General features: G+C 59.3%; 21 protein-coding genes. 13 read left to right on the top strand and 8 right to left on the bottom strand.

All coding sequences use genetic code 11. From position 1 onward, the window contains the following. Positions 1 to 244, top strand: a 244-nt coding sequence (locus tag VL547_RS10780; RefSeq protein WP_325577673.1) for a hypothetical protein, incomplete at its 5' end; no start/stop codon positions are given. Positions 245 to 300: 56 nt separating this feature from the next. Here VL547_RS10780 and VL547_RS10775 read toward each other — a convergent pair. Further along, the gene (locus VL547_RS10775; RefSeq protein WP_325577672.1) at positions 301 to 849 is read right to left on the bottom strand and encodes a pyridoxamine 5'-phosphate oxidase family protein; all 549 of its coding nucleotides are present in this window, start codon (positions 847 to 849) and stop codon (positions 301 to 303) included. A gap of 75 nt (positions 850 to 924) precedes the next feature. On the opposite strand from VL547_RS10775, the gene VL547_RS10770 reads away from it, so the two are divergent. The 4 genes from VL547_RS10770 to VL547_RS10755 all read left to right on the top strand — a co-directional run bounded on the left by VL547_RS10770 (position 925) and on the right by VL547_RS10755 (position 5,917). Continuing rightward, entirely contained in the window at positions 925 to 2,757 is a 1,833-nt protein-coding gene (locus tag VL547_RS10770; protein WP_325577671.1) for a M1 family metallopeptidase, read from the top strand. A gap of 4 nt (positions 2,758 to 2,761) precedes the next feature. After that, complete coding sequence (gpmA, locus tag VL547_RS10765) at positions 2,762 to 3,454, top strand: 2,3-diphosphoglycerate-dependent phosphoglycerate mutase (RefSeq protein WP_325577670.1); 693 nt, start codon at positions 2,762 to 2,764, stop codon at positions 3,452 to 3,454. A gap of 79 nt (positions 3,455 to 3,533) precedes the next feature. Continuing rightward, complete coding sequence (locus tag VL547_RS10760) at positions 3,534 to 4,433, top strand: alpha/beta hydrolase (protein ID WP_325577669.1); 900 nt, start codon at positions 3,534 to 3,536, stop codon at positions 4,431 to 4,433. Between the two features lie 164 nt (positions 4,434 to 4,597). Next, positions 4,598 to 5,917 carry a UDP-glucose/GDP-mannose dehydrogenase family protein gene (locus VL547_RS10755; protein ID WP_325577668.1) on the top strand — a complete coding sequence of 440 codons (1,320 nt, stop codon included), beginning with the start codon at positions 4,598 to 4,600 and terminating at the stop codon, positions 5,915 to 5,917. Positions 5,918 to 6,687: 770 nt separating this feature from the next. Here the strand turns inward: VL547_RS10755 and VL547_RS10750 are convergent. Then, positions 6,688 to 7,320, bottom strand: a complete 633-nt coding sequence (locus VL547_RS10750) for an NAD(P)-dependent oxidoreductase (RefSeq protein WP_325577667.1) — start codon at positions 7,318 to 7,320, stop codon at positions 6,688 to 6,690. A 1-nt stretch (position 7,321) separates the two neighbouring features. After that, a complete protein-coding gene (locus VL547_RS10745) occupies positions 7,322 to 7,732 on the bottom strand; it encodes an Rrf2 family transcriptional regulator (protein WP_325577666.1) in 411 nt (136 codons plus the stop codon). A gap of 118 nt (positions 7,733 to 7,850) precedes the next feature. Between VL547_RS10745 and VL547_RS10740 the strand changes: the two genes are divergently transcribed. Further along, positions 7,851 to 8,081, top strand: coding sequence for a hypothetical protein (locus tag VL547_RS10740; RefSeq protein WP_325577665.1), 231 nt, complete (start codon positions 7,851 to 7,853; stop codon positions 8,079 to 8,081). Positions 8,082 to 8,127: 46 nt separating this feature from the next. Here VL547_RS10740 and VL547_RS10735 read toward each other — a convergent pair whose 3' ends face one another. From VL547_RS10735 to VL547_RS10720, 4 genes are all read right to left on the bottom strand, one after another. Continuing rightward, entirely contained in the window at positions 8,128 to 9,486 is a 1,359-nt protein-coding gene (locus VL547_RS10735) for a carbohydrate porin (RefSeq protein ID WP_325577664.1), read from the bottom strand. Between the two features lie 62 nt (positions 9,487 to 9,548). Then, on the bottom strand, positions 9,549 to 11,600 hold the full coding sequence (locus VL547_RS10730) for a M13 family metallopeptidase (RefSeq protein WP_325577663.1): 2,052 nt from the start codon (positions 11,598 to 11,600) through the stop codon (positions 9,549 to 9,551). Between the two features lie 56 nt (positions 11,601 to 11,656). After that, on the bottom strand, positions 11,657 to 14,017 hold the full coding sequence (locus tag VL547_RS10725) for an ABC transporter permease (protein ID WP_325577662.1): 2,361 nt from the start codon (positions 14,015 to 14,017) through the stop codon (positions 11,657 to 11,659). 286 nt (positions 14,018 to 14,303) lie between these two features. Beyond that, positions 14,304 to 15,749 (bottom strand): DHA2 family efflux MFS transporter permease subunit, encoded by a 1,446-nt coding sequence (locus tag VL547_RS10720; RefSeq protein WP_325577661.1) that lies wholly within the window; start codon positions 15,747 to 15,749, stop codon positions 14,304 to 14,306. Positions 15,750 to 15,847: 98 nt separating this feature from the next. Between VL547_RS10720 and VL547_RS10715 the strand changes: the two genes are divergently transcribed. From VL547_RS10715 to VL547_RS10685, 7 genes are all read left to right on the top strand, one after another. After that, positions 15,848 to 16,363 (top strand): hypothetical protein, encoded by a 516-nt coding sequence (locus VL547_RS10715; protein WP_325577660.1) that lies wholly within the window; start codon positions 15,848 to 15,850, stop codon positions 16,361 to 16,363. Between the two features lie 28 nt (positions 16,364 to 16,391). Beyond that, positions 16,392 to 17,267 carry a helix-turn-helix domain-containing protein gene (locus tag VL547_RS10710; RefSeq protein ID WP_325577659.1) on the top strand — a complete coding sequence of 292 codons (876 nt, stop codon included), beginning with the start codon at positions 16,392 to 16,394 and terminating at the stop codon, positions 17,265 to 17,267. Positions 17,268 to 17,413: 146 nt separating this feature from the next. Further along, entirely contained in the window at positions 17,414 to 18,118 is a 705-nt protein-coding gene (locus VL547_RS10705) for a pirin family protein (protein ID WP_325577658.1), read from the top strand. 36 nt (positions 18,119 to 18,154) lie between these two features. Next, entirely contained in the window at positions 18,155 to 18,685 is a 531-nt protein-coding gene (locus tag VL547_RS10700) for a YceI family protein (protein WP_325577657.1), read from the top strand. A gap of 74 nt (positions 18,686 to 18,759) precedes the next feature. Continuing rightward, positions 18,760 to 19,179 (top strand): hypothetical protein, encoded by a 420-nt coding sequence (locus VL547_RS10695; protein WP_325577656.1) that lies wholly within the window; start codon positions 18,760 to 18,762, stop codon positions 19,177 to 19,179. A 6-nt stretch (positions 19,180 to 19,185) separates the two neighbouring features. After that, positions 19,186 to 21,036, top strand: coding sequence for an ABC transporter ATP-binding protein (locus VL547_RS10690; RefSeq protein ID WP_325577655.1), 1,851 nt, complete (start codon positions 19,186 to 19,188; stop codon positions 21,034 to 21,036). Between the two features lie 135 nt (positions 21,037 to 21,171). Next, on the top strand, positions 21,172 to 21,582 hold the full coding sequence (locus tag VL547_RS10685; protein ID WP_325577654.1) for a DUF3276 family protein: 411 nt from the start codon (positions 21,172 to 21,174) through the stop codon (positions 21,580 to 21,582). A gap of 72 nt (positions 21,583 to 21,654) precedes the next feature. On the opposite strand, the gene VL547_RS10680 is transcribed toward VL547_RS10685, so the two are convergent. Then, the gene (locus VL547_RS10680) at positions 21,655 to 21,780 is read right to left on the bottom strand and encodes a hypothetical protein (protein WP_325577674.1); all 126 of its coding nucleotides are present in this window, start codon (positions 21,778 to 21,780) and stop codon (positions 21,655 to 21,657) included. Positions 21,781 to 21,793 lie beyond the last annotated feature (13 nt).

Below are 21,793 nucleotides of genomic sequence, written 5' to 3'. Positions count from 1 at the left end.
GCGCCCCATCGACGTTTACCGCCGCAACCTCCAAAAAGCCTACGTCGAACGCCTCTGCGCCCTCGTCGGCCCCGCTACTAAAGTCAACCGCGGCGACGACGCGCTGTCGCTATTAAAGGCGCACGCGCGCGAGCTCGACGCCACCCTCAAATCCGCCGCCGCGCGCTCCACCGACGCGCTCACGCGCGATCACCTGGTTGACCTCGGAGAGCGGCTCGACCTGGCTTTGAAACCAAAAAGTTAGGAAACCCGCCGCGCGACGGAATTAATACCGCCGCGCGGCGTATATAACGTCTGGGACTAAAACAACGCGGTCGGGAGTCCATCCATACTCACCCGGTTCTTTTCCTGCCGGTATTGCTCGAGCCCCTCGACGCCTTTTTTGGCCGCCCACTGGTAAGCCTGATCCCTTTCCCCTTCGTAAGCGTACAAGGGGACCGAATACCCGCAGGAGGTCTGCACGGAGAAGACGTCGACAACGATGACCTGCCGCGTCGTCGGATGTAACGGGGCAAACAGCGCCGTCAGCGACGCCCACCCGGGCTCCCCCGGCAACACCGCAAACCCGCGCCCATACAACCGCAGGATATTGGGCGCGCCATCGAAGGCGCAGAACATAATCGTGATCCGCCCGTTCTGCAAGATGTGCGCGGAAGTTTCGTTGCCGCTGCCCGTGTAATCCAGGTAGGCAACGCGGTTCGCGGAAAGGATGCGGAAGCAATCGCCGCCCTTCGGCGAGCAGTTGACGTGTCCGTCGGGCTGTAGCGGCGCGGTCGCTACGAAGAACATCTTCTGGTGCTCCATAAAGGCCCGGTGGTGGGGCTCGATGGCCTCGAAGAATTTTGCCATACCGTAAAGTTACGGCTAAATTCATCGTACATTCGTTCGAAAGCCGACCCGATGTACCGCCTTCATCGAATTGTTTTGCTTATCGTTCTGGCCCGGGCCATCCCATCCATGGCCCAAACCGCGCTCCCCGCCCCCTGGAACGTCCAGACGGCGATCCAAAAGGGTACGCGCACCCGCACGGGCGATCCCGGTCCGAATTACTGGCAGAACCGGGCCGACTACCAAATAAAGGTATCCTTCGACCCCGCCACGCGCCTGGTCAGCGGCTCGGAAAACGTGACCTACCACAACGCGAGCCCCGACACCCTGCGTCAACTTGTCTTGAAGCTCTATCCCAACCTCTATAAAAAGGGCGCCATCCGGATGATGGAAGTGTCGCCCGAGGACCTCACCGACGGGGTGGAGGTCAGCAACCTCACCATCAACGGCCAGGAAAGCAACCGCTCCCGTAACCGCCGGGGCGGTGGGACGGATATGAACGTTGGCATCCCTGCCTTGAAACCGGGGGAAGACGTACACGTGTCCCTGCATTTTGCGTACACCCTCAACAAGGGCTCGCACATCCGTACGGGCCAGGTGGACAGCGGCTCGTATTTTATCGCCTACTTTTTCCCGAGGATCGCCGTTTTTGATGACATCGACGGCTGGAACCGGATACCCTATCTCGGTCCCCAGGAGTTCTATAACGACTTTTGCAACTTTTCGGTCGGTGTGACCGTGCCCGGGAACTACGTGGTCTGGGCCACCGGTAACCTGACCAACGCGCGCGACGTCCTGCAACCCAAGATCGCGGACCGCCTGGCCGACGCAGAGCGCAGCGATAACATCACCGACATCATCGACAGCGCCGACATAGGCCACGTTACCGCCAGCCCCGACAGCAACACCTGGACGTTCCAGGCCGACAGCGTCACCGACTTTTGCTTTGCGCTCAGCAACCACTATTGCTGGAAGGCCAGCAGCCTCGTCGTGGATCCCGCGACCGGCCGGCGGACACGGGTCGACGCGGCTTTTAACCCCTGGCACAAAGATTTTGTCGAGGTGATCGATTTTGCCAGGAAAACGGTGGCTTCGATGAGCTACCGCTTCCCCCACTGGCCTTATCCCTATCCGCACGAGACGGTTTTTGACGGGCTCGACCAGATGGAATATCCGATGATGGTCAACGACAACCCCCTGAGCAACCGGCCCGAGACCATCTTCCTGACCGACCACGAGATATTCCATACGATGTTCCCCTTTTACATGGGCGTCAACGAAACCAAGTACGCGTTCATGGACGAAGGCTGGGCGACGATAGGGGAGTGGGTGATCTCCCCGATGGTGGATTCCACCGTACAGGACCACGACGGGATCGGCGCGTACAGCTCGCGCGCGGGCGACGAGCAGGACCTCCCCATCATCACCCCGTCCAACAACGAAACCGACCTCGCCTACTACCTCAATTCCTATCCAAAACCGGGTCTCGGCTACTACTATGCCCGCGACATGCTGGGCGACAGCCTGTTCCTGAAGGGCGTGCACGACTATATCCGGACCTGGCACGGCAAGCACCCGATCCCCATCGACTTTTTTGCGTGCATGAACCGCGGGACCGGGCGTAACCTGGATTGGTTCTGGGACCGGTGGTTCTACCAGGCCGGCTATCCCGACCTCGCGATCGCGGCGGTGCGCGGGCACGCCGTCGTCGTGGTGTCCAAGGGGATCAAACCCGTCCCCATCGACCTGACCGTTTACTTCGCGGACGGGCGCACCGAAACCATCCACCGCTCGATCGCCGTTTGGGAGCACGCTACCAGCGTCACCGTGCCGGTCGCCGGCAAGGGCGACATCAGGAAGGTAACCCTGCGCGGGCCCTTCGACGCCGACCGCAATACCAAGGACAACGAATTCATCGTTCAACCATAGCTACATGATCCGTCTTGTACTCATCCGTCACGGCGAAAGCACCTGGAACCGGGAAAACCGGTTCACCGGCTGGACCGACGTGGACCTCTCCGAAAAGGGCGTGGCCGAAGCGCAGTCGGCGGGCCGCCGGCTCCGGCAGGCGGGTTTTGTGTTCGACCAGGCCTACACCTCCCTGCTCAAACGTGCCATCAAGACCCTCGATCTGGCCCTCGAAGAGATGGACCAGCTCTGGATACCGGTGGAAAAAAACTGGCGCCTCAACGAACGCCACTATGGCGCCCTCCAGGGCCTCAACAAAGCCGATACTGCCGCCCAATACGGCGAGGAACAGGTACACATATGGCGTCGGAGCTACGACGTCCCGCCCCCGCCGCTGCTGCTCGACGACCCCCGATACCCCGGTCGCGACCCCCGCTACGCCGGCCTGACCGAAGCCGAGCTGCCGGTAGGAGAGACCCTCAAAGACACCGTCATACGTTTTACCGTATATTGGAACAACAACATCGTACCTTCGCTCCGGGCGGGAAAGCGGGTCATCATCTCCGCCCACGGCAACAGCCTCCGCGCTTTGGTTAAATATTTGGATCATATCCCCGACGACCAGATCGCCGACCTCGAGATCCCCACGGGGGTACCCCTGGTATACGAACTGGACGAAGCGCTGGCGCCGGTCTCCAAATATTACCTGGAGGAGTAGCGGCCCCCGGGGGGCCCGCGCGTCACCCGCGCCCCCGCGCCGCCGGCGGCGCCCACAAACAATAGAAAGGCCTTGCAATATGCGAAAGAACATCATCCGGCTCCTGGTCAACATGGCGGTTTCGGCTTTTGTATTCCTCATTCTCAGCCTCTTGATCTTTGACCAGTTCGTCCAGTTCCGGCTGGACGACAAGGACATCTATAATCAATTCCATAAGGCTCACCTTGACCCCCGGATCGGTTATTACCAGGCCGGCGACCGGACCATACGCTATATGACCGTCGGGCAGGACACGACCTGTTGCGTCCTTTTCATCCATGGCGCCCCCAGCTCCCTGAGCTATTGGCGGAACTATATGATGGACAGTGACCTGCTTACCCACGCCCGGATGTTTGCGGTGGACCGGCCGGGGTATGGCTATTCAGGTCTGGGCCACCCCGAACCCAACATCCAAAAACAGGCGCTGCTCCTGAAACCCCTGCTCGACAGCATCCGCTCCCTCCACCATCCCGTCATCCTCGTCGGCGCCAGCTATGGTACCGCCGTGGCTTCCCGGCTGGCCATGGACAACCCGCAGGACGTCGACGGCATCGTGCTGGTCGCGCCCGCCATCGCGCCCACCCAGGAAAAGACGTTCTGGTTCACCCCCGCGATCGAGCACCCTGCCCTCCGCTGGTTCGTGCCCCGCATGCTCCAGTCCGCCAATACCGAAAAGGTCCACCACGCCGCCGAGCTGCGGAAGATGCGCCCCCTCTGGGGCAATATACGCGTCCCCGTGATCTATCTCCAGGGCGGCAAGGACGACCTCGTCTATACCACCAACGCCGATTCAGCCCGTCTTTACCTCAAAAATGCCCCCTCCCTGGAGATCGACATGATCCCCGGTAAAGGACACCTTATTTCTTTCTCGAACAAGCCCCAGGTTGAAGCTGCGATCCTCAAAATGGTTGGGATGGTTACCCACAAAATGGGGTCATAAATACACACTCGCACGGCCAAAACCGCCCAAAGCCAACACGTTCACCAGAATAATCCCGGCGTTTACCCAAAAGCCCCGCGACAAGGCGGGGATTGCGGCTATCTTAGTCCCCGTTCAACAAACCTAGTTCACAAATTGCTTACTTCTAACAACAAACGCACATTATGAAAATCGCTGTGGTAGGAACGGGATACGTCGGTCTGGTCACCGGCACCTGTTTCGCGGAAACCGGGAACAACGTCACCTGTATCGACATCGACGCCGCCAAGGTCAAGAAGCTGTCCGGCGGAGAAATCACCATCTATGAACCCGGTCTGGAGCACCTTTTCCTCCGCAACCTGCGCGAAGGCCGTCTACACTTCACCACCGACCTGGCGGCCGGTATAAAGGAAGCCCAGGTCATCTTCCTGGCCCTCCCCACGCCCCCCGGCAAGGATGGCGCCGCCGATCTTTCCTATGTCCTCCAGGTAGCCGACAACCTCGGCGACCTCCTCACCGATTATAAGGTCATCGTCGACAAAAGCACCGTGCCCGTCGGCACCGCCGACAAGGTCCACGCCGCGATCGCGCGCAAATACAAGGGGGACTTCGACGTCGCCTCCAACCCCGAGTTCCTGCGCGAAGGCGTGGCGGTGGACGACTTCATGAAACCCGACCGCGTCGTCATCGGCACTACGTCCGAGCGCGCCCGTAAGATATTCCGCGACCTCTACGCCCCCTTCGTCCGCCAGGGCAACCCCGTCCTCTTTATGGACGAGCGTTCCGCCGAGCTGTCCAAGTACGCGGCCAACGCCTTCCTCGCGACCAAGATTACCTTCATGAACGAGATCGCCCGTCTCTGCGAGCTCTTTGGCGCCGACGTCGACATGGTCCGCCGCGCCATCGGCAGCGACGAACGCATCGGCAAACGCTTCCTTTTCCCCGGTATCGGGTATGGCGGCAGCTGCTTCCCCAAGGACGTCCAGGCCCTCCACCGCTCCGCCTCCGAAGCCGGCTACCAGTTCCGCATCCTCGACTCCGTCATGCACGTCAACGAAGCCCAGAAGGTCTATATCGTCCCCAAGATCCAGCGGTACTTCAAGGGCCGGCTCGAAGGCCGTAAGATCGCCATCTGGGGCCTGGCCTTCAAACCCAACACCGACGACATCCGCGAAGCCCCCGCGCTCTACATCATCGACGCCCTCCTCCGCGAAGGCGTCGAGGTCCACGTCTTCGACCCCGAAGCCATGGGCCACGTCAAAAAACTCCTCGGCGACCGCATCACCTACGGCGAAGATCAATACGAGATATTGGAAGAAGCCGACGCCATCGTCATCTGCACCGAATGGTCCGTCTTCCGCACCCCCGACTTCGAAAAAATGGCTGCCGCCCTCGCCCAAAAAGTCATCTTCGACGGCCGCAACGTCTTCGAAGTCTCCCAAATGCAAGACCTCGGCTACTACTACGAATCCGTCGGCCGCCACCCCGCCGCCATCATGGACTAAGATAACGGCCCCGCCTACCGCAAAGACCTCGTATGAAGAAAAATTAATCTCTCGATCCCGCCGCGAATACCCCAAAAGCCTAGCCGCGCGCAGCGCGATGTAGAATCATTTCCACAAGCCTCCCCAGAAAACCGTAGAAAAAGATCGCACTAACAAAACCCCTAATGCATATCAACATGCAAATTAACGCCTGAACCCAACGACGCCACGGAGGGGGTCAGGGGGAGGCCCCAGCCTCCCCCTGATAATGATGAGTTCTTTTTTTATGGCCCCGGACGCGCCAAATTCACCATGGGCGCGGCCGGGGCCATAAAAAAAGAACCCCGCATGGAAATGCAGGGCGTTTTGCTTACCTCTGAAACCACAATATTGAATGTGTGTCCAGAAAGAGTTGAATATCTTTTAAGAGATTATAATTAATTGCATGTTCATTGGGTACCCTAATTGGTCTGCAAAATTAATACGCGTTTGGAGATCGGGGAGAAGAGAAATTCGTTTTTTCGTATAGTAAAAGAACTACGCAAATCTACTATAGTCCCTTTCGCCATAAAATCCAAAAGCCACACGATTTAGCAAGCTAAAACCCTGCGGTATTAAAGATAGGGAAATTTTGGAAAAGCGAAAATTTCCGGGCGGTGATTTTGGTTAGGAAACCGCGCTTGCGGGCACCCCAGGAATGCCTGAAACGAAGTAGGGGCGGGCCTTTGAGATCGGCTGACGCCCCCTTTCAAGAAAATGTTCAGTTCGTGCATTTACTACAATAGCCCACGCTAATAGCCTACAGTGAACCGTTCCCGGATGTACAAACCCTTCTCCAGGGCGTCCAGGACGGCCACCGCGAGGTCGTTCACCGAGAGGGTCGATTCCCCGGAGGCGTTGAAAACCGGGCTGTCCTTGCCGGTACGGTAAACCCCCGTTCTATCCCCCGGCACGAGGTGGATGGGCGGGCTCAGGAAGGTCCAGTCCAGGACCTCGTCTTTGCGCAGCACATTCAGGTAGTCGCGGGCCGCGAGCGCGCCCTGCTTCCATTCCGCCGGGAACCCGGGGGAATCCACGAGCTGGTGGCCGTCGATAAACAAGCTCCCCGCCCCGCCGATAACGATCAGGCGGCGGACGCCCGCGTCGCGCGTACCCGCCTCGATGGCCTCCGAACCCGCCATGAAGTCGTCATAGATCTTCGGGTTGGTCCAACCGGCGTTATAGGCGTTCAGCACGGCATCATGCCCCTTGACCAGCGTGGCCACGGCGCCCTTGTCAAAAACATCCCCTTTAACCGCGAGCGCGCCGGCAATGATCTTCGAGGGGTCACGGGCGATACCCGTCACCGTATGTCCGCGGCGGAGCGCTTCCTGTGTAAGTGCGGTACCGACAAAGCCGGACGCACCGATGATGGCAATTTTCATATCAAGTGTTGAATTGTGCATGGAATCCCGCCAGCGTCGTCCGGCCCAGCTGCCGGACCAGGGCGGCCTCGGCTTCGTGGTACAGCTGGTCCAGGTGGCGGTTGATCTGCCGGCCCACCGGGCAGTCCGGGTTGGGCTCGTGTTTCTCATTGCCCAGCGGCGAGCCCCGGCGGACGGCGGTGTATACGTCGGATAAAAGGATGGCCTCCGCAGGCCTGGCCAGCCGGGAGCCACCCGTTTTCCCCTCCTTGCTCACGACCAGGCCGCTGTCACGCAGCCCCGCCAGCTCTTTACGGACCAGTACCGGGTGTATGTTCAGGCTGCCCGCCAGGAAGTCCGAGGACACATAGTCCTCCCGGCCCGCCAACAGGGTCAGAATATGTATCGCGATGGTAAAATGGCTGTCGGTCATTTAAACTGTAATAATTATTATTCCAGTTCAAAGATACGGGCTAACCATTGAAAAAAGCAAACCGTTCAGCGAAAAAGCCCTTCGCGCCCCAAAAATTCGAGTAATTTTGTATCGTTATATGCCATCCTTACACAACACACCAAAGCCAAAACAGGACGTCTCCAGCTGGATAGGTTACCCGCTGGTCTGCCTCTTGTTGGCAGCAGCCCTGTGGAGAGTGGAATTTGCCAAGGACAGCCAACAACCCGGCCCCACGCACATGGCGCCCAAAGTCGATAGCCGGGAATCCCTCAGTACCTGGGAAGAGGTGGTAACGGTCCTGCCGGCCGTATTACGCCAACTGTTATAAACAAGCGCAGGTCTGCGCATCGGAGATTAGCAGGCCTGCGTTCCCTTTAGAACTCGATATGCCCGCGGAACGCGTAGATGTTCACCGGGCCCCTGTCCTTATTATACGCAGGATTATGCGCCCACTGATAGTCCGCCGACAAGAACACGTGCGGGAACAACCGGCAGAGGTAATACGCCTCGAACACGCCTTCATGCCCATAGTCCAGGTTTCCATCCCCGATCATAAAACCCGTGAACCCCGCCTTTAAAAAGGCCTGGTGCCCCGACGAAATGCCGTTCAGCACCCCCGCCGCCCCCAAGAGGTCGTAGGGCCGTTTCCAGAGCTTGCCAAACAGCTGTAGCCCCGCGCTGACGCTGTTATCGATTTCCGTAAAGGCCCAGGTGTTGGTTTTGCCGTCGTTCCAGCTGGCCCGGACAAAAACCCCGACGTTATCCGAAATATGCTGGTTGGCGCTCAGCCCCCAGCCGTATTTGCCGCCGTGCTCGTGGGAAAGCGTTTCCCCCGTGAACACACCCGCGTTGGTGCTGTCCCCCTGTTTGGCCTGCTGGAGGAATTCGTTATAGCCCACCGCCCGGGTCAGGTTATAAAAACCGAGCAGCCGGACCGTCCCCGGCTGGCCGCCGATGGTAAACGGCTTTTCCGCCTCGAGGGTGAGACCGTGGTATTTTAAGATGTTCTGGTCCATGTCGGGCCCGTTGGCCTGGCGGGGCTCCATGGCGATCGAGCCCCTCACGGCGAAGCCCTTCAGGAAAAGCTCCGCCACCAGCCCGAACGTATACCCCCGGGTATTGGCGGGGTAGTCCCAGGCGCCGTTGCTCATGAGGCTCCAGTTAAGGAACTGGGAACGGGCGTCGTGGCTGAACTCGTTGTCGTCAAAAAAATCGTCCAGCGAGAACTTGCCCGCGCTGATCGTCAGCCGTTGGATAGGAATGCTGTCCCGGACCTGGTTGACGTCGTCGTCCTGGATGATATACCCCGTGTGACCGAGCGGAATGTTTTGCTGGAGGAACAGGCGGGCCGTATAGATGACCGGGGAGGGGTCCCCGATCCGGAAGGTCTCGCCGTTGGGAAAACCCGCCATCCCCGTGGCGTGGCTCAGCCCGCGGCCCCCGGACACCTCCGGGTTGAAGTAGGCCGCCGCGCCCTTCCAGAGCTTGCGGCCCAGGAAGAAGGACGTCGTCAGCGAGGTCACGTTGTGCTCGGGCGTGTCCACCATGCTGTTGGGACCGGAATACTTCGCCGGAAAGGCGAAGTGTCCCATGTCGATGGCCGTCAGCTGGAAGTGGACGCTCCACGGGCTGGGGTTGGCAAAACTGGCGCGGGCCGCGATGTCGGGGTTGTACTGGGCCCGCGCGGTCAGCGATGGGACGGCCAGGAGCAACACGAGGATTCTTTTACGCATCGCCGCGAAAATACCGCCTGTTCTTTAATAGAACATTAAATTTATTGTTTCCTTGTTGCAGTTTACCAGATCTGGACAAGCGTGGTGTCCGCCTTTAACCCGAAGGCGGAGTAGAAATTGGGGTTATTCATCGCGGCTCCGGTCACTCGCCAGTTCCCGGGAGAGTGCGGGTCCGTCAGCACCTGTCTCCGCAAAGCCGCGTCGGTGAGCTTCTTCCGCCAGGTCTGCGCGAACGACATAAAGAACCGCTGGTCCGGCGTAAACCCGTCGATCCGCGTCGTGTCCCTGGCTTCCGGCGTCAGCTGGAAGGCGTCGTAGGCGATCGCCAGCCCGCCCAGGTCCGCGGTGTTTTCGCCCTGGGTAACGGTCCCGTTCACATGCAGCGTATCCAGCACCGTGAACCCGTTATACAACCGTATGATCCGCTGGCACTTTTCCTTGAAGCGCTTGTAGTCTTCCGGTGCCCACCAGTTCTTCAGGTTGCCGTCCTTGTCGTACTGCGCCCCCTGGTCGTCGAACCCGTGGGTCATCTCGTGGCCGATCACCATCCCGATCCCGCCGTAGTTGAGCGCGTCGTCCGACGCCACGTCGAACATCGGGAAGGTCAGTATTCCTGCCGGAAAAACAATTTCATTGTTCGTCGGGTTATAGTAAGCGTTGTTCGTGGGCGGCGTCATACCCCACTCCGTCCGGTCGACCGGTTGGCCGAGCTTGGCCAGGTTGAAGCGGACGTTCTCCGCCTGGCACGACAGGATGCTTTCGAAGTACTTGTCCCGCTGTATGGTCACCCGGCTGTAATCCCGCCACTTGTCCGGGTATCCCACCTTTTTCAGGATGGCCATCAGCTTGGCCTTCGCCCGTTGTTTGGTCGTGTCGCCCATCCAGTCGAGCTTGTCGATACGCTGCGCAAAAGCTTTTTGGAGGTTGTCCACCAGTTCGGTGATACGCCGTTTGGCCTCCGGCGGAAAGTATTGCTGGACGTACAACTGCCCCAACGCCTCCCCCAGGTTGCCGTCGATGACCTCGTACATCCGCTCCCAGCGCGGTTTTATCTTTTGCTGCCCCGACAGCGCCTTGTCATAGTATTGGAACGCCGCGTCCCCGAAGTCGTGCCCCAGGTAATTCGCCGCATTGTCGAGCGTGTGCGCCCTTACATACAGCTTCCAATCCGCCAGCGGCAATGCCGTCAACAGTTTGTTCAACGCCTCGTAATACTTCGGCTGCCGGTTGATGATCGAATCCGTATGCGCCCCCAGGTCCTTCAGGTAGGCGCCCCAGCCCACATTCGGCGTCGCCTTGTCCAACGCACGGATGGCCATCTTATGATAGTTGGCTTGCGGGTCCATCAGCTCCGCCTGCGTTTTGTGCGATGCCGCCAGCTGCTTCTCCAGGGCGAAGATTTTCTCCGCTTGAGCGGCGCCATTCCCCACGCCCCCGCCGCTTCCCCCTCCGTTCGCGCCCGCCGCGAGGTCCAGCAGCGTCGCGAGGTATTTCTTATACGCCGCAATCGCGGCGAGCCCCGCGCTGTCGGTCCTGAAATAGTAATCCCTGTCGGGCAGCCCGATCCCCGCCTGGAAACTCTGCGCCACGTTCACCTGGCTGTTCTTGTCGTCCGCCCCCACAAAGAAGCCCATAAAGCTCCCCATGCCCGTCCGGGCCTGCGCCGCCACGACGTGCATCAGGCTGCGCACGTCCTGCACGGAGTCGATCGCCGCAAGGAACGGCTTCACAGGCTCGAGCCCGCGCCCATCGATCGCGGCCGTGTCCATTCCGGCCCGATAAAGATCGCCTACCTGTTGTGTTATCGACCCCGCCGCGGCGCGCGTTGCCGTGTCTCCATCCCCCGCGCGCGCGGCCGCGTCGTCCAGGATTTTATGGATGTGCGCCTTGGTCGAATCGCTCATCTCCCAGCGCGCTCCCGCGCCCGACTCCGTCGCCGGAACCGTGGCCGTATCCAGCCATTTGCCGTTGGCGTATTTATAGAAGTTGTCCCCTGGTTTTACGGCGCTGTCGATGTATTGCAGCGAAAGCGTCTTACGCGCCGGGACCTCAGGCGTTGTTGGGCGGCAAGCCGCGGCCAGCACGAGGCAGCCGCACAGCAGGTAGTTCCTCATGCCGCCAAGATACTCATTGCGGCCATTGCCCGGTTGCCGCTCATCACTCGAACGCCTCACTCCGACCTCAGGCTCCGGATCGGGCTGGCCATCGCCGCCCGGATCGCCTGCGAGCTCACCGTAATGAGCGATATCAGGATCGCCACCACCCCCGACAGGATGAATACCCACGCATCGACGTGCACCCGGTACTTATACCCCATCAGCCACCGGTCCATGCAATACCAGGCGATGGGCACCGCCACCACGATCGAGATCAGGACCAGCAGCACGAAGTCCCGCGACAACAGCGTCGTCAGGTTCATCACCGACGCACCCAGCACCTTCCGCACGCCGATCTCCTTGACCCTGGCTTCGGCCATGTACGCCGCCAGCCCGAACAGACCCAGGCAGGAGATGAAGATCGTCAGGAAGGCAAACAGACCCGCCAGCGTCGCCGTGGACTTCTCGTCCTCGAACTTGCGCGCGTATTCGGTGTCGACAAAGTTGTATTCGAAGGGGTAAGCAGGGTTGTATTTGCGGAAGATGCCCTCCATCACCTTCAGGTTCTGCGACGGCGTGTGCGCGGGGTTCAGCTTGAAGTGGAGCGTATTGAAGCCCGTGAACTTAGGCCCCCAGATCACCATCGGCCGGATAGGCTCGAACGGGGATTCGATGATGAAGTCCTTCACCACCCCGACTACCGTAAACGGGTAACCGGGATAACCGATCACCTGGCCCAGCGGCTGTTTGAAGCCCATGGCCTTTACCGCCGATTCGTTCAGCACCACCGACGTGGAGTCCCCGGGATAGTTCACCATGTCGATGTCCCGCCCGGCCACAAGCGTCATGCCCATGGTCCTGACGATGTTCCCGCCGGTGGAATAGCTGTTGATGATGGTTTTATCGCCGGGAGGCTTACCCTGCCAGTTGATACCCCAGGTGTTGCTCCAGGACTGCGAGATCGGGGAGCTGCCCATGCTGGCTTCGGTGATCACGCCCTTTTCCTGCAGCTCATCCCGGATGACGGTATAGTTTTTCTGCATTTCGCCTTGCATCGGTATATAGATCAGGTTGCTGCGGTCGTACCCGTTTTCCCTTTCCTGGGCATAGCGCAGCTGTTTGAGCACGATCAGCGTGGAAATGATCAGCATGATGGCGATCGTGAATTGGAAGACCACCAGCACCTTCCGCGGCGTCACCAGCGCGTTTGCCTTTTTAAAGGCGCCCTTGAGCACCTGCACCGGCCGGAAGCTGCTCAGGAAAAACGCGGGATAGCTCCCCGCCAGCAACCCGGTGAACAGGACAAAGCCAACGATAAACGCCCAAAACACCGGCTCGCCCACCGCCAACGTGAGGTGCTTCCGCGTCAGCGTGTTGAAGGGCCCCAGACAGGCCCACACGATCCCCAGCGCGACCACGCCCGCCGCCGCCGACAGCAGCACCGACTCCAGCAGGAACTGCGTCACCAGCGACTCCTTGAGCGCGCCCACCGTTTTGCGGATACCCACTTCCTTGGCCCTCCGTTCGCTCCGGGCGGTCGAGAGGTTCATGAAGTTGATACACGCGATCACCAGGATAAAGATCGCGATCAGCAGAAAGGCCCGCACCATGTCGATCTTGCCCCCCGCCTGTTTCCCGTTCTCGAAGGTGCCATAAAGGTGCGCCTTGCTGAAGGGATACAGGAACTGGGTCGTCGTCCCGTCGTTCTCGTGCTGTATGGTGAAGTTGTGTATCTTCTTTTGCATTGCCTCCAGGCTGGCGTGTGGCTTCAGCAGCACGAAATTCCGGCAGGAGTTGTTCCCCCAGCTGCTGTCGTCGTCACCCCGCTGTTTCATATACGACCAGGGCGTGAGCGCCTCGTAGTCGAAGGAGACGTTGTTCGGCAGGTCGCGGATCACCCCGCTCACGTTGAACATATCCTTATTGTCCAGCTTGACCGTCTTTCCGAGCGCGTCCTCGCCCCCGAAAAGCTTTTTAGCCAGCGATTGCGTGATCACCAGCGAATTCGGGGTGCTCAGGGCCGACCGGGCGTTCCCCTCCACGAACGGCACGCTGAACATCGTCAGGAAGTCGGGGTCCACCATCGTCGTTTTTGTATTGAGGTGTTTGTCCCCCACCGTAAAAAGCAGCGTCTGCGTCCAGTTCATCCGCGACGACTGCTCGATGTCCGGGAACGACGATTTCAACGCCGCCCCCATGATCTTCGGCGTCGTCGGCCAGCACACCGTATCGTTCGTCCACTTGTCTTTGTTCCACACCGTGTACAGCCGGCTGTCGTTCGGATACCCATGGTCGTAGGTCCACTCGTTGGCGACCCAGAGCAGGATCAGCAGCGCGCTCGCCATCCCCACGGACAGCCCCAGCACATTGATAAAGGAAAAGCCGGCACTCCTGAGCAGGTTCCGCACGGCCACGGTCAAGTAGTTTTTCAGCATGCCCTTGCCGCCACAAGGCCCATGCCAGCCCGCCCTTCCCGCGCCTGTCGGGCTTTTCCGCGATTTTATCCCCGCCCGGGTGTCCGAAAACGGTCGCTTTTCGTCCCCTGGCGACCAGCCCCCGGCTTTCACTAGATAAGCTCCCGCGCCGCCCGCGCTTGCGCCCCCCCTCCCGGAAGCGCATTTTTCCGTAACTTTACCGTATGAGCGAGCACACGACGACGATAGGAAAGATATTCGTGAAAATCTTCAAGGCCATTTTCATCCGCAAAAAGGAGTGCTGCCGCTAGGCCGCCGCCCCGCGCCCCAACGGCGCCCCCTCCTTCCCCAGCCCATCATGTTCCTCGAGCGTAGCCTTATGCCCCGCTTCCGGCACCGGCTGTACCGCGGGTAATCCCCAAGCGGGGATATAGGCCAGCGCCACGATAACGGCCGCCGCCCAAAACCCGCGTTGCAAGGCAGCGTGCTCCGAGAGGGCGCGCCGCAGGACGTCCTGGTGCACGATCGCCAGCAGCGCGATCCCCAGCGACCCGCTCAGCTGCTGCACCAGGCTATTGATGGAGGAGGCCTCGGTCACGTCGGCCGTTTCGACGGAGTTGACCATGGCCGTCGTCAGCGGCGTATTGAGCATCCCCAGACCCATGCCGCGCACCAGGATGATGCCGGTCAACAGCGCCAGGGGCATCCCGGGTATCACCAGCGAAAACCCGATCATGCTCAGGCACACCAGCGTGACCGCCATGAGCAGGATGTTCCGGGACCCGTGCCGGTCCGCCCATCGCCCCGCAAACGGCGTCACCAGCGCCGTCATAGCCGAGCCCGGTAGCAACAAAAGACCCGACTGGAGCTCCGAGAACCCCAATAAAGCCTGGAGAAGAAATGGCAGCAGGAACAACCCGCCAAACAACGCCGCGCCCCGGATGCACGTCAGGAGCTGCGTGCGCACGAAGATCCCGATCCGGAACAACCCGAGCTTGAACATCGGGGTAGGGGAGCGCCTCTCGGTACGGATAAAAAGGACCAGCCCCAGGATACCGGCGCCGCAGGCCCCGAGCACCTCCAGGGACCCTGCGCCCGCCCGCTCCATCCGCGCAATGGCATATTGGACGCCCACGAGGAAAACCGTTAGCGTGGCAAAACCCCGGGCGTCGAACGGCGTACGCTGCCGCGGCGCGTGCCGGAGGAAACGCAGGAAAAGGAAAGAGAAAACCACCGCGCACACACAAACCGGTACGTTCACAAAAAAAATCGACGGCCACCCGAACTGCTGCGTGAGCGCCCCGCCCACCGTCGGTCCCAACGCAGGCCCCATGAGCGCGCCGATGGCCCACCAGCTGATCGCCTTCCCCCGCTCATTTTTGGGGTAAATGCTGGACATAATGGACAACACCGTGGGATTGATCGCCCCCCCGCCCAGCGACTGCAGGACCCTCGAGGCGATCAGCGCCCCCAGGCTGTGCGACAGGCCGCACAACAGCGACCCCGTGATAAAGATCGCCAGCGCCCCCACATATAAATTGAAAAAACCGACCCTGTCCTTCAGCCAGTTGGTCAGCGGCATAAACAGGCAGAACCCGAGCATATACGCCGTCACCACCCACTGTATGTCATCCACCCCGACCCCAAACTGCCGCCGCATCGTAGGCAACGACACATTCACTATACTCGAATCGAGCGTCGCCATAAACGTACCCAGCATCAGCGTGGGTAGGATCCAGGGATTTTTTTGCATGGGGTTACTCCTTCAGAAATCGTACCGGTACCGGCAATATACCATTCGATGTAGCAGACCCGCCAAAAATGCCTAATATTGCGCCCAAATAACACCCGATGTCACTTCAAGTCACCGCTTCCAGCTCCAAGGAACAGGTTTTCTCCCAGATCGAGGCTACCCTGAAAGAACAGGGTTTTACCATCGTTCAGCACGACTTCGCCCGCCCCTGGGGGGGATTTTTCGTGATCGAGGAGACCCAGGCCCCGGCCTTTATCAAGACCTATTTCCCGGGGATGGAAATGAAGGACTTTACCATTACCAATAAGCTCAGCCCCAAAATCCTGGTCGTCGCCCCCGGCAAACGCCTTTCCTGGCAATACCACTTCCGTCGGGCGGAGATCTGGCGCGTCGTGGCCGGCGAAGCCGGTGTAGTGACCAGCCTCACCGACGCCGAGGGCCCGCTTAAAAAATACCAACCCGGCGACCTGATCAAGCTCCAGCAGGGCGAACGCCACCGCCTGGTTGGCCTCGACACCTTCGGGATCATCGCCGAGATCTGGCAGCACACCGACACGTCCAACCCCTCCAACGAGGACGACATCGTGCGCCTGCAGGACGACTTCGGGCGCTAAGCGGCGTCAAATGCCCTACCTTTAGGACATGAAGGCGACCGACATCCCCCTTTATTCCCTCCGGGACTGGTTCCCCGACGCGGAAAAATTCGCTGTTACAACATTGAGCAGCGGCGCGGCAGGGGCGCGGCCGGCCGCCCCCCACCGCAACGACTTCTACTCCATCCTCTGGATAACCGACGGCGACATAAAAGTAACCCTCGACACGGTCCCGTACACCGCCCAGGCCCACACCATATTATTTATAGCCCCCGGCCGTGTCGCCGAATTCCATGGACACGCCCATGGCTGGTGGATCGCCTTCGAGGAGCAATTCTATTGCGTCCGGGACGAGGCCGCCAACCGCTCCCGCGGGATCAATTCCCTCCTGTTCTTCAACCCCGACTTCGCCACCGTGCTGTCCCCGGACGGCACCGACGAAACGACACTGAGCGGCATCATCGCCATGATGGAGGACGAGTGCCAGAAGAAAGGGGACCACTACGTGGACGCCTTTGTCAATCTCCTCCAGCTCTTCCTGATCCGGGTCTCCCGCATCATGGAGCGGGAAGAGCGGGCGGGCGAGCACGCCACCGCCGGTCCCTTCCTCCAGTTCCGGCACCTGATCGAACAACATTATAAGGACAAGAAAAACGTGTCCGACTACGCCCGTCTCCTCAACATGACCCCCGTCTGTCTGAACGCCCTATCCAAAAGCCTGTCCGGCCAGACCGCCGGGGAGCAGATCCGCGGCCACGTCATCCTGGAGGCCAAACGCCTGTTGCACAATACCGACCTCAGCGCCAAGGAGATCGCCTACCGGCTGGGTTTCGAGGACGCCCCCTATTTCAGCCGCTTTTTCAAGAAGTACACCAGCCAGACCTTGCTCGAATTCCGCGACCAGAGCCGCCTCAACACGGTCTAAGACGCGAACGGCGCCCCCAAGACGCAAATGCGCCAAAGCCCCACGGGCGCGCCGCCCACAAAAAGTACCATACTAACTCACATCTGTCCATTGCCCACCCGCCATTCAATGTCGTAACTTTGATCTATCAAAAAAAGGAAAACACTATGGAAAAGATCATACACACAGCCGACAGCCGCGGCCACGCCAACCATGGCTGGCTGGACGCCCACCATACCTTTAGCTTCGCCGGCTATTACGACCCCCAGCGGATGCACTTCGGCGTCCTGAGGGTACTCAACGACGACCGCGTGGCGCCCGGCATGGGATTTGGCATGCATCCCCATGACAACATGGAGATCATCACCATCGTCCTGGAAGGTCAGCTCAAGCACAAGGACAATATGGGGAACGAAGGCGTCATCCGCCCGGGCGACGTCCAGGTCATGAGCGCCGGCACCGGGGTGGTCCACAGCGAATTCAACCCGTCGAAGACCGAAACCGTGAACCTGTTGCAGATTTGGGTTTTCCCCAATAAACGCAACGCCGCGCCGCGCTACGACCAAAAGCACTTCGACACGACGCACAACGCCCTGGTAAACGTCGTCGCGCCTAATGAAGACGAAGGAGCCCTCTGGATCAACCAGGACGCCTGGTTTTCCCTGGGACAGCTGGACGCCGGCAAATCCCTCGGTTATACCAGCCGCAAGGAAAACAACGGAAGTTATATTTTCGTGATCTCCGGCGAAATCGAGGTAGACGGCCAGCTCATCAACCAAAGAGATGGCCTCGGATTGACTAACTTTGACAAAGCGACCATCACCGCAAAAAAGGACGCGAGATTCCTCATCATGGATGTCCCGCAACAATAAACAATAACCATCATTATAAACAACTAAAACAAAACTATGGCACTCACCAAATGGACCGTCGATCCCATGCACAGCCAGGTCGAATTCAAGGTGCGTCACCTGATGATCACCAACGTCACCGGTACTTTCCAGCACTTCGACGGCCACATCGAAACCGACGGCGAAGACTTTACGAAGGGTAAAGTGGTCTTCACGATCAAGGTGGATTCGATCGATACCGCCAACGACCAGCGCGACGGCCACCTCAAAGGCGACGACTTCTTCAGCGCCGAAAAGTACCCCGAGATCAAGTTCGTCAGCACCGGCTTCAGCCATAAGGGCGGCGACAACTACGAGCTCGCAGGCAACCTCACGATCCGCGACCAGACCAAACCGGTCACGCTGATCGCGGAGTACGGCGGCGTAGCCCAGGACTTCTACGGGAACACCAAGGCAGGCTTCACCGTCAGCGGCAAGATCAACCGCAAGGACTTCGGCCTGGTGTGGAGCGGCGTCACCGAAACCGGTAGTGTCGTCGTCAGCGACGAAGTAAAGATCAACGCCGACATCCAGTTCACGAAGGGTTAAGAAAGAGATACGGTAAAAAAGGGGCGTCAAGCCCCTTTTTTTTATACCTTTATGGGGTTCAAAATCGCCTTGTTATGTCCAAAGAGTTTTATAACTGTCTGAAGGCGGCTTTCAAGGTAGGCATCATGGCCTGTGTGGCCAATCTGTTATGGTTCATCGCCGCCCGCATCATCTTTTTGATCGACTATCCCAGCGTCAAATGGTATTTTGTACTGATCGCCACCATCCTGCCCATCCTGCTGGGCGGCGTCGTGTACTACGTCCTTTACATCTCCACGCGGTATCACCGCGTCCTGTTCATGATCGGTTGCGCGGTACTGTTGGTCGTCTCCCTGGCGGCGGGACCGTTATCGCCCATCCTGCCCGACGGCTCGCCCTCGACCCGCCAGTTCATGATCCTCACCATACCCATGCACTGCATCGCGGCGGCCATGGCGGCCTTTATGATCCCCGCCTGGAACCACCTCAACGACCCCGCACCCGCAGCGCAATAACGTAGCATGAAGCACCTTTCCGCCCTCAATAAATATTTCTGGAAGTACCGCTACCGTTTCCTGGCGGGCATGGTGTTCGTCATTATCTCCAATTACTTCAGCGTCCTGGCCCCCCTGGTCACCAAGTACGTGGTGAACAAAGTGATGCAGAACCTCTCCGGCGCTCCCGCGGCGACGGCGACCCAATTCGTCCCCGACCCGCTGGCCACCGCGCTCATAAAAAGGATCGATCACTGGAACTTCTCCAACGTCGTCGCCCTCTGCGGCGCCACCCTGCTGGTCCTGGCGCTGCTGCGGGGGCTGTTCATGTTCTTTATGCGGCAGACGCTCATCGTCATGAGCCGGCACATCGAGTTCGACCAGAAGAACGAGGTGTATCAGCACTACCAGCGGCTCGACACCGCGTTTTACCGCGTCCATACCACCGGCGACCTGATGAACCGGATCACCGAGGACGTCAGCCGGGTGCGCATGTTCACCGGCCCCGCCATCATGTACCTCGTGAACCTGCTGGCGTTGATCGGCATGAGCGTGTACTTCATGCTCAAGGAGAACGTGTCGCTGACGCTCTATACACTGGCCCCGCTGCCCCTGCTGGCCGTCACTATCTACTTTGTCAATACCATTATCCATAAGAAAAGCGAACGTATCCAGGCCTTGCTCAGCGACCTCACCACCAACGCGCAGCAATCATATTCGGGTATACGCGTCATCAAGAGCTTTGTGCAGGAGAACGCGATGCTCGCCTTTTTCCGGAACAGCAGCGAAGAATACAAGACCAATGCCCTGGGCCTGGCCCGGGTAGAAGCGATCTACTTCCCCGCCATGTCCTTCGTGGTGGGCATCAGCACCCTGCTGACCATCCTGATCGGGGGTTTTATGCACATCCGCGACCCGCAGCAGATGTCGTTCGGTACCCTGACCGAGTTCGTGCTGTTCATCAACATGCTGATGTTCCCCGTGAGCGCCATCGGCTCGGTGGCCAGCATGACCCAACGCGCCGCCGCCTCCCAAAAGCGGCTCAACGAGTTCCTCCACCTGGAACCGGCCATAAAAGACGAGCCGGGCGCCAAAGCGCACGTCGTGGCGGGTGATGTCCGCTTCGACCACATCTCCTTTACCTACCCCCATACCGGAATAAAAGCGCTGACCGATTTCGACCTCCACATCCGCCAGGGCGAAAAGATCGCCATCATCGGCCGGACGGGTTCGGGGAAGACCACGGTAGCCCAGCTCCTGCTGAGGATGTTCGACCCGACCACCGGCGTCGTCAGGGTCGACGACAACGACATCAGGAATACTACCCTCAAAAGCCTCCGGGAGCAGATCAGCTACGTCCCCCAGGACGTGTTCCTGTTCAGCGACACGGTCCGGAACAACATCCTTTTCGGGAACCCCGTGGCCACCATGGACCAGGTCCGCCAGGCCGCGCGCCAGGCGATCGTAGACAAGGAGATCGAGGGTTTTGCCGAAGGCTACGAAACGATGATCGGGGAGCGGGGCGTCACCCTCAGCGGTGGACAGAAACAGCGGGTCTCCATCGCCCGAGGCCTGATCAAGGACCCCCGCGTCATCGTCATGGACGACTGTCTCAGCGCCGTCGACGCCCGGACCGAACGAGAGATCATCGAGCAGCTCCACCTGTATCTCCGGGACAAGACCGCCATCATCATCACCCACCGTATTTTTTCGCTGTTCCAGTTCGACCAGGTCGTGGTCCTGGACGACGGCCGGATCATCGAGCGGGGGACCCACGAATCCCTCCTGGCCGCCGGCGGCTATTACGCCGACCTGTATGCGCGCCAACGGGAGCGGGACGAAAAGCCATCCGAAGAAGAAATCGCCCAGGACAAATAGTTGTTAGTCACCCGAAAAAACGGCGTTTTCGGCCGTTTTTGAATTCATGTTAAAATTTTGTCAATTAAAAAAAGCGTATATCTTTGTCCAAACTAAAACTCACAAACTGTGGCGTACGAAAACACTGACAAAAGAATGGAAAGCGTATACAGCAAGCGCATCAGGGCAGGGAAACGGAGGACGTATTTCTTTGATGTCCGTGCTACACGAGGGAATGACTACTACCTAACCATCACCGAAAGCCGCAAGCGTTTTAACGACAACGGCTACGATCGCCACAAGATCTTTTTATATAAGGAAGACTTCAATAAATTCCTCGGCGGCCTGAACGAAGCCATCAATTATGTCAAGACGGAGCTCATGCCCGACTTTGATTTCGACGCCTACAACCATGACAACGACAACGACCGCAACGACAACGACTACGATATGCAGGAAGAAACCGGCACCATCACCGTCGTCGAAGAAACCGTCGTCCACGTCCAAGCCACCGCCGCCGCCGCCGCTCCCGCGCCCGTTTCCAACGAGGAAGTCGACAAATGGTAAAACGATAGCTACACCACAACTAAATAGAAAAGGCCCCGTCAGGGGCCTTTTTCATTGATGGTTATGGTCGGGTTACCCCTTACGCCACTTCTTATACAAATTGATCAACCCATTGGTCGACGAATCGTGCCCCGTCACCGCCGCGTCCCCCGCCAGCTCCGGCAGGATCTTCCCCGCCAGCTGCTTCCCGAGCTCCACGCCCCACTGATCG

Origin of the sequence: Dinghuibacter sp. (genome assembly GCF_035492835.1) — a bacterium.
In the GTDB taxonomy this organism is placed as follows: domain Bacteria; phylum Bacteroidota; class Bacteroidia; order Chitinophagales; family Chitinophagaceae; genus Dinghuibacter.
This window is presented reverse-complemented; position numbering and strand designations above follow the sequence as displayed.

What these genes read in the sequence shown, in the direction of transcription:
- VL547_RS10775 (WP_325577672.1), bottom strand. Translation starts at nt 849, where the DNA reads ATGGCAAAATTCTTCGAGGCCATCGAGCCCCACCACCGGGCCTTTATG.
- gpmA (WP_325577670.1), top strand. Translation starts at nt 2,762, where the DNA reads ATGATCCGTCTTGTACTCATCCGTCACGGCGAAAGCACCTGGAACCGG.
- VL547_RS10760 (WP_325577669.1), top strand. Translation starts at nt 3,534, where the DNA reads ATGCGAAAGAACATCATCCGGCTCCTGGTCAACATGGCGGTTTCGGCT.
- VL547_RS10755 (WP_325577668.1), top strand. Translation starts at nt 4,598, where the DNA reads ATGAAAATCGCTGTGGTAGGAACGGGATACGTCGGTCTGGTCACCGGC.
- VL547_RS10750 (WP_325577667.1), bottom strand. Translation starts at nt 7,320, where the DNA reads ATGAAAATTGCCATCATCGGTGCGTCCGGCTTTGTCGGTACCGCACTT.
- VL547_RS10745 (WP_325577666.1), bottom strand. Translation starts at nt 7,732, where the DNA reads ATGACCGACAGCCATTTTACCATCGCGATACATATTCTGACCCTGTTG.
- VL547_RS10740 (WP_325577665.1), top strand. Translation starts at nt 7,851, where the DNA reads ATGCCATCCTTACACAACACACCAAAGCCAAAACAGGACGTCTCCAGC.
- VL547_RS10735 (WP_325577664.1), bottom strand. Translation starts at nt 9,486, where the DNA reads ATGCGTAAAAGAATCCTCGTGTTGCTCCTGGCCGTCCCATCGCTGACC.
- VL547_RS10730 (WP_325577663.1), bottom strand. Translation starts at nt 11,600, where the DNA reads ATGAGGAACTACCTGCTGTGCGGCTGCCTCGTGCTGGCCGCGGCTTGC.
- VL547_RS10725 (WP_325577662.1), bottom strand. Translation starts at nt 14,017, where the DNA reads ATGCTGAAAAACTACTTGACCGTGGCCGTGCGGAACCTGCTCAGGAGT.
- VL547_RS10720 (WP_325577661.1), bottom strand. Translation starts at nt 15,749, where the DNA reads ATGCAAAAAAATCCCTGGATCCTACCCACGCTGATGCTGGGTACGTTT.
- VL547_RS10715 (WP_325577660.1), top strand. Translation starts at nt 15,848, where the DNA reads ATGTCACTTCAAGTCACCGCTTCCAGCTCCAAGGAACAGGTTTTCTCC.
- VL547_RS10710 (WP_325577659.1), top strand. Translation starts at nt 16,392, where the DNA reads ATGAAGGCGACCGACATCCCCCTTTATTCCCTCCGGGACTGGTTCCCC.
- VL547_RS10705 (WP_325577658.1), top strand. Translation starts at nt 17,414, where the DNA reads ATGGAAAAGATCATACACACAGCCGACAGCCGCGGCCACGCCAACCAT.
- VL547_RS10700 (WP_325577657.1), top strand. Translation starts at nt 18,155, where the DNA reads ATGGCACTCACCAAATGGACCGTCGATCCCATGCACAGCCAGGTCGAA.
- VL547_RS10695 (WP_325577656.1), top strand. Translation starts at nt 18,760, where the DNA reads ATGTCCAAAGAGTTTTATAACTGTCTGAAGGCGGCTTTCAAGGTAGGC.
- VL547_RS10690 (WP_325577655.1), top strand. Translation starts at nt 19,186, where the DNA reads ATGAAGCACCTTTCCGCCCTCAATAAATATTTCTGGAAGTACCGCTAC.
- VL547_RS10685 (WP_325577654.1), top strand. Translation starts at nt 21,172, where the DNA reads ATGGAAAGCGTATACAGCAAGCGCATCAGGGCAGGGAAACGGAGGACG.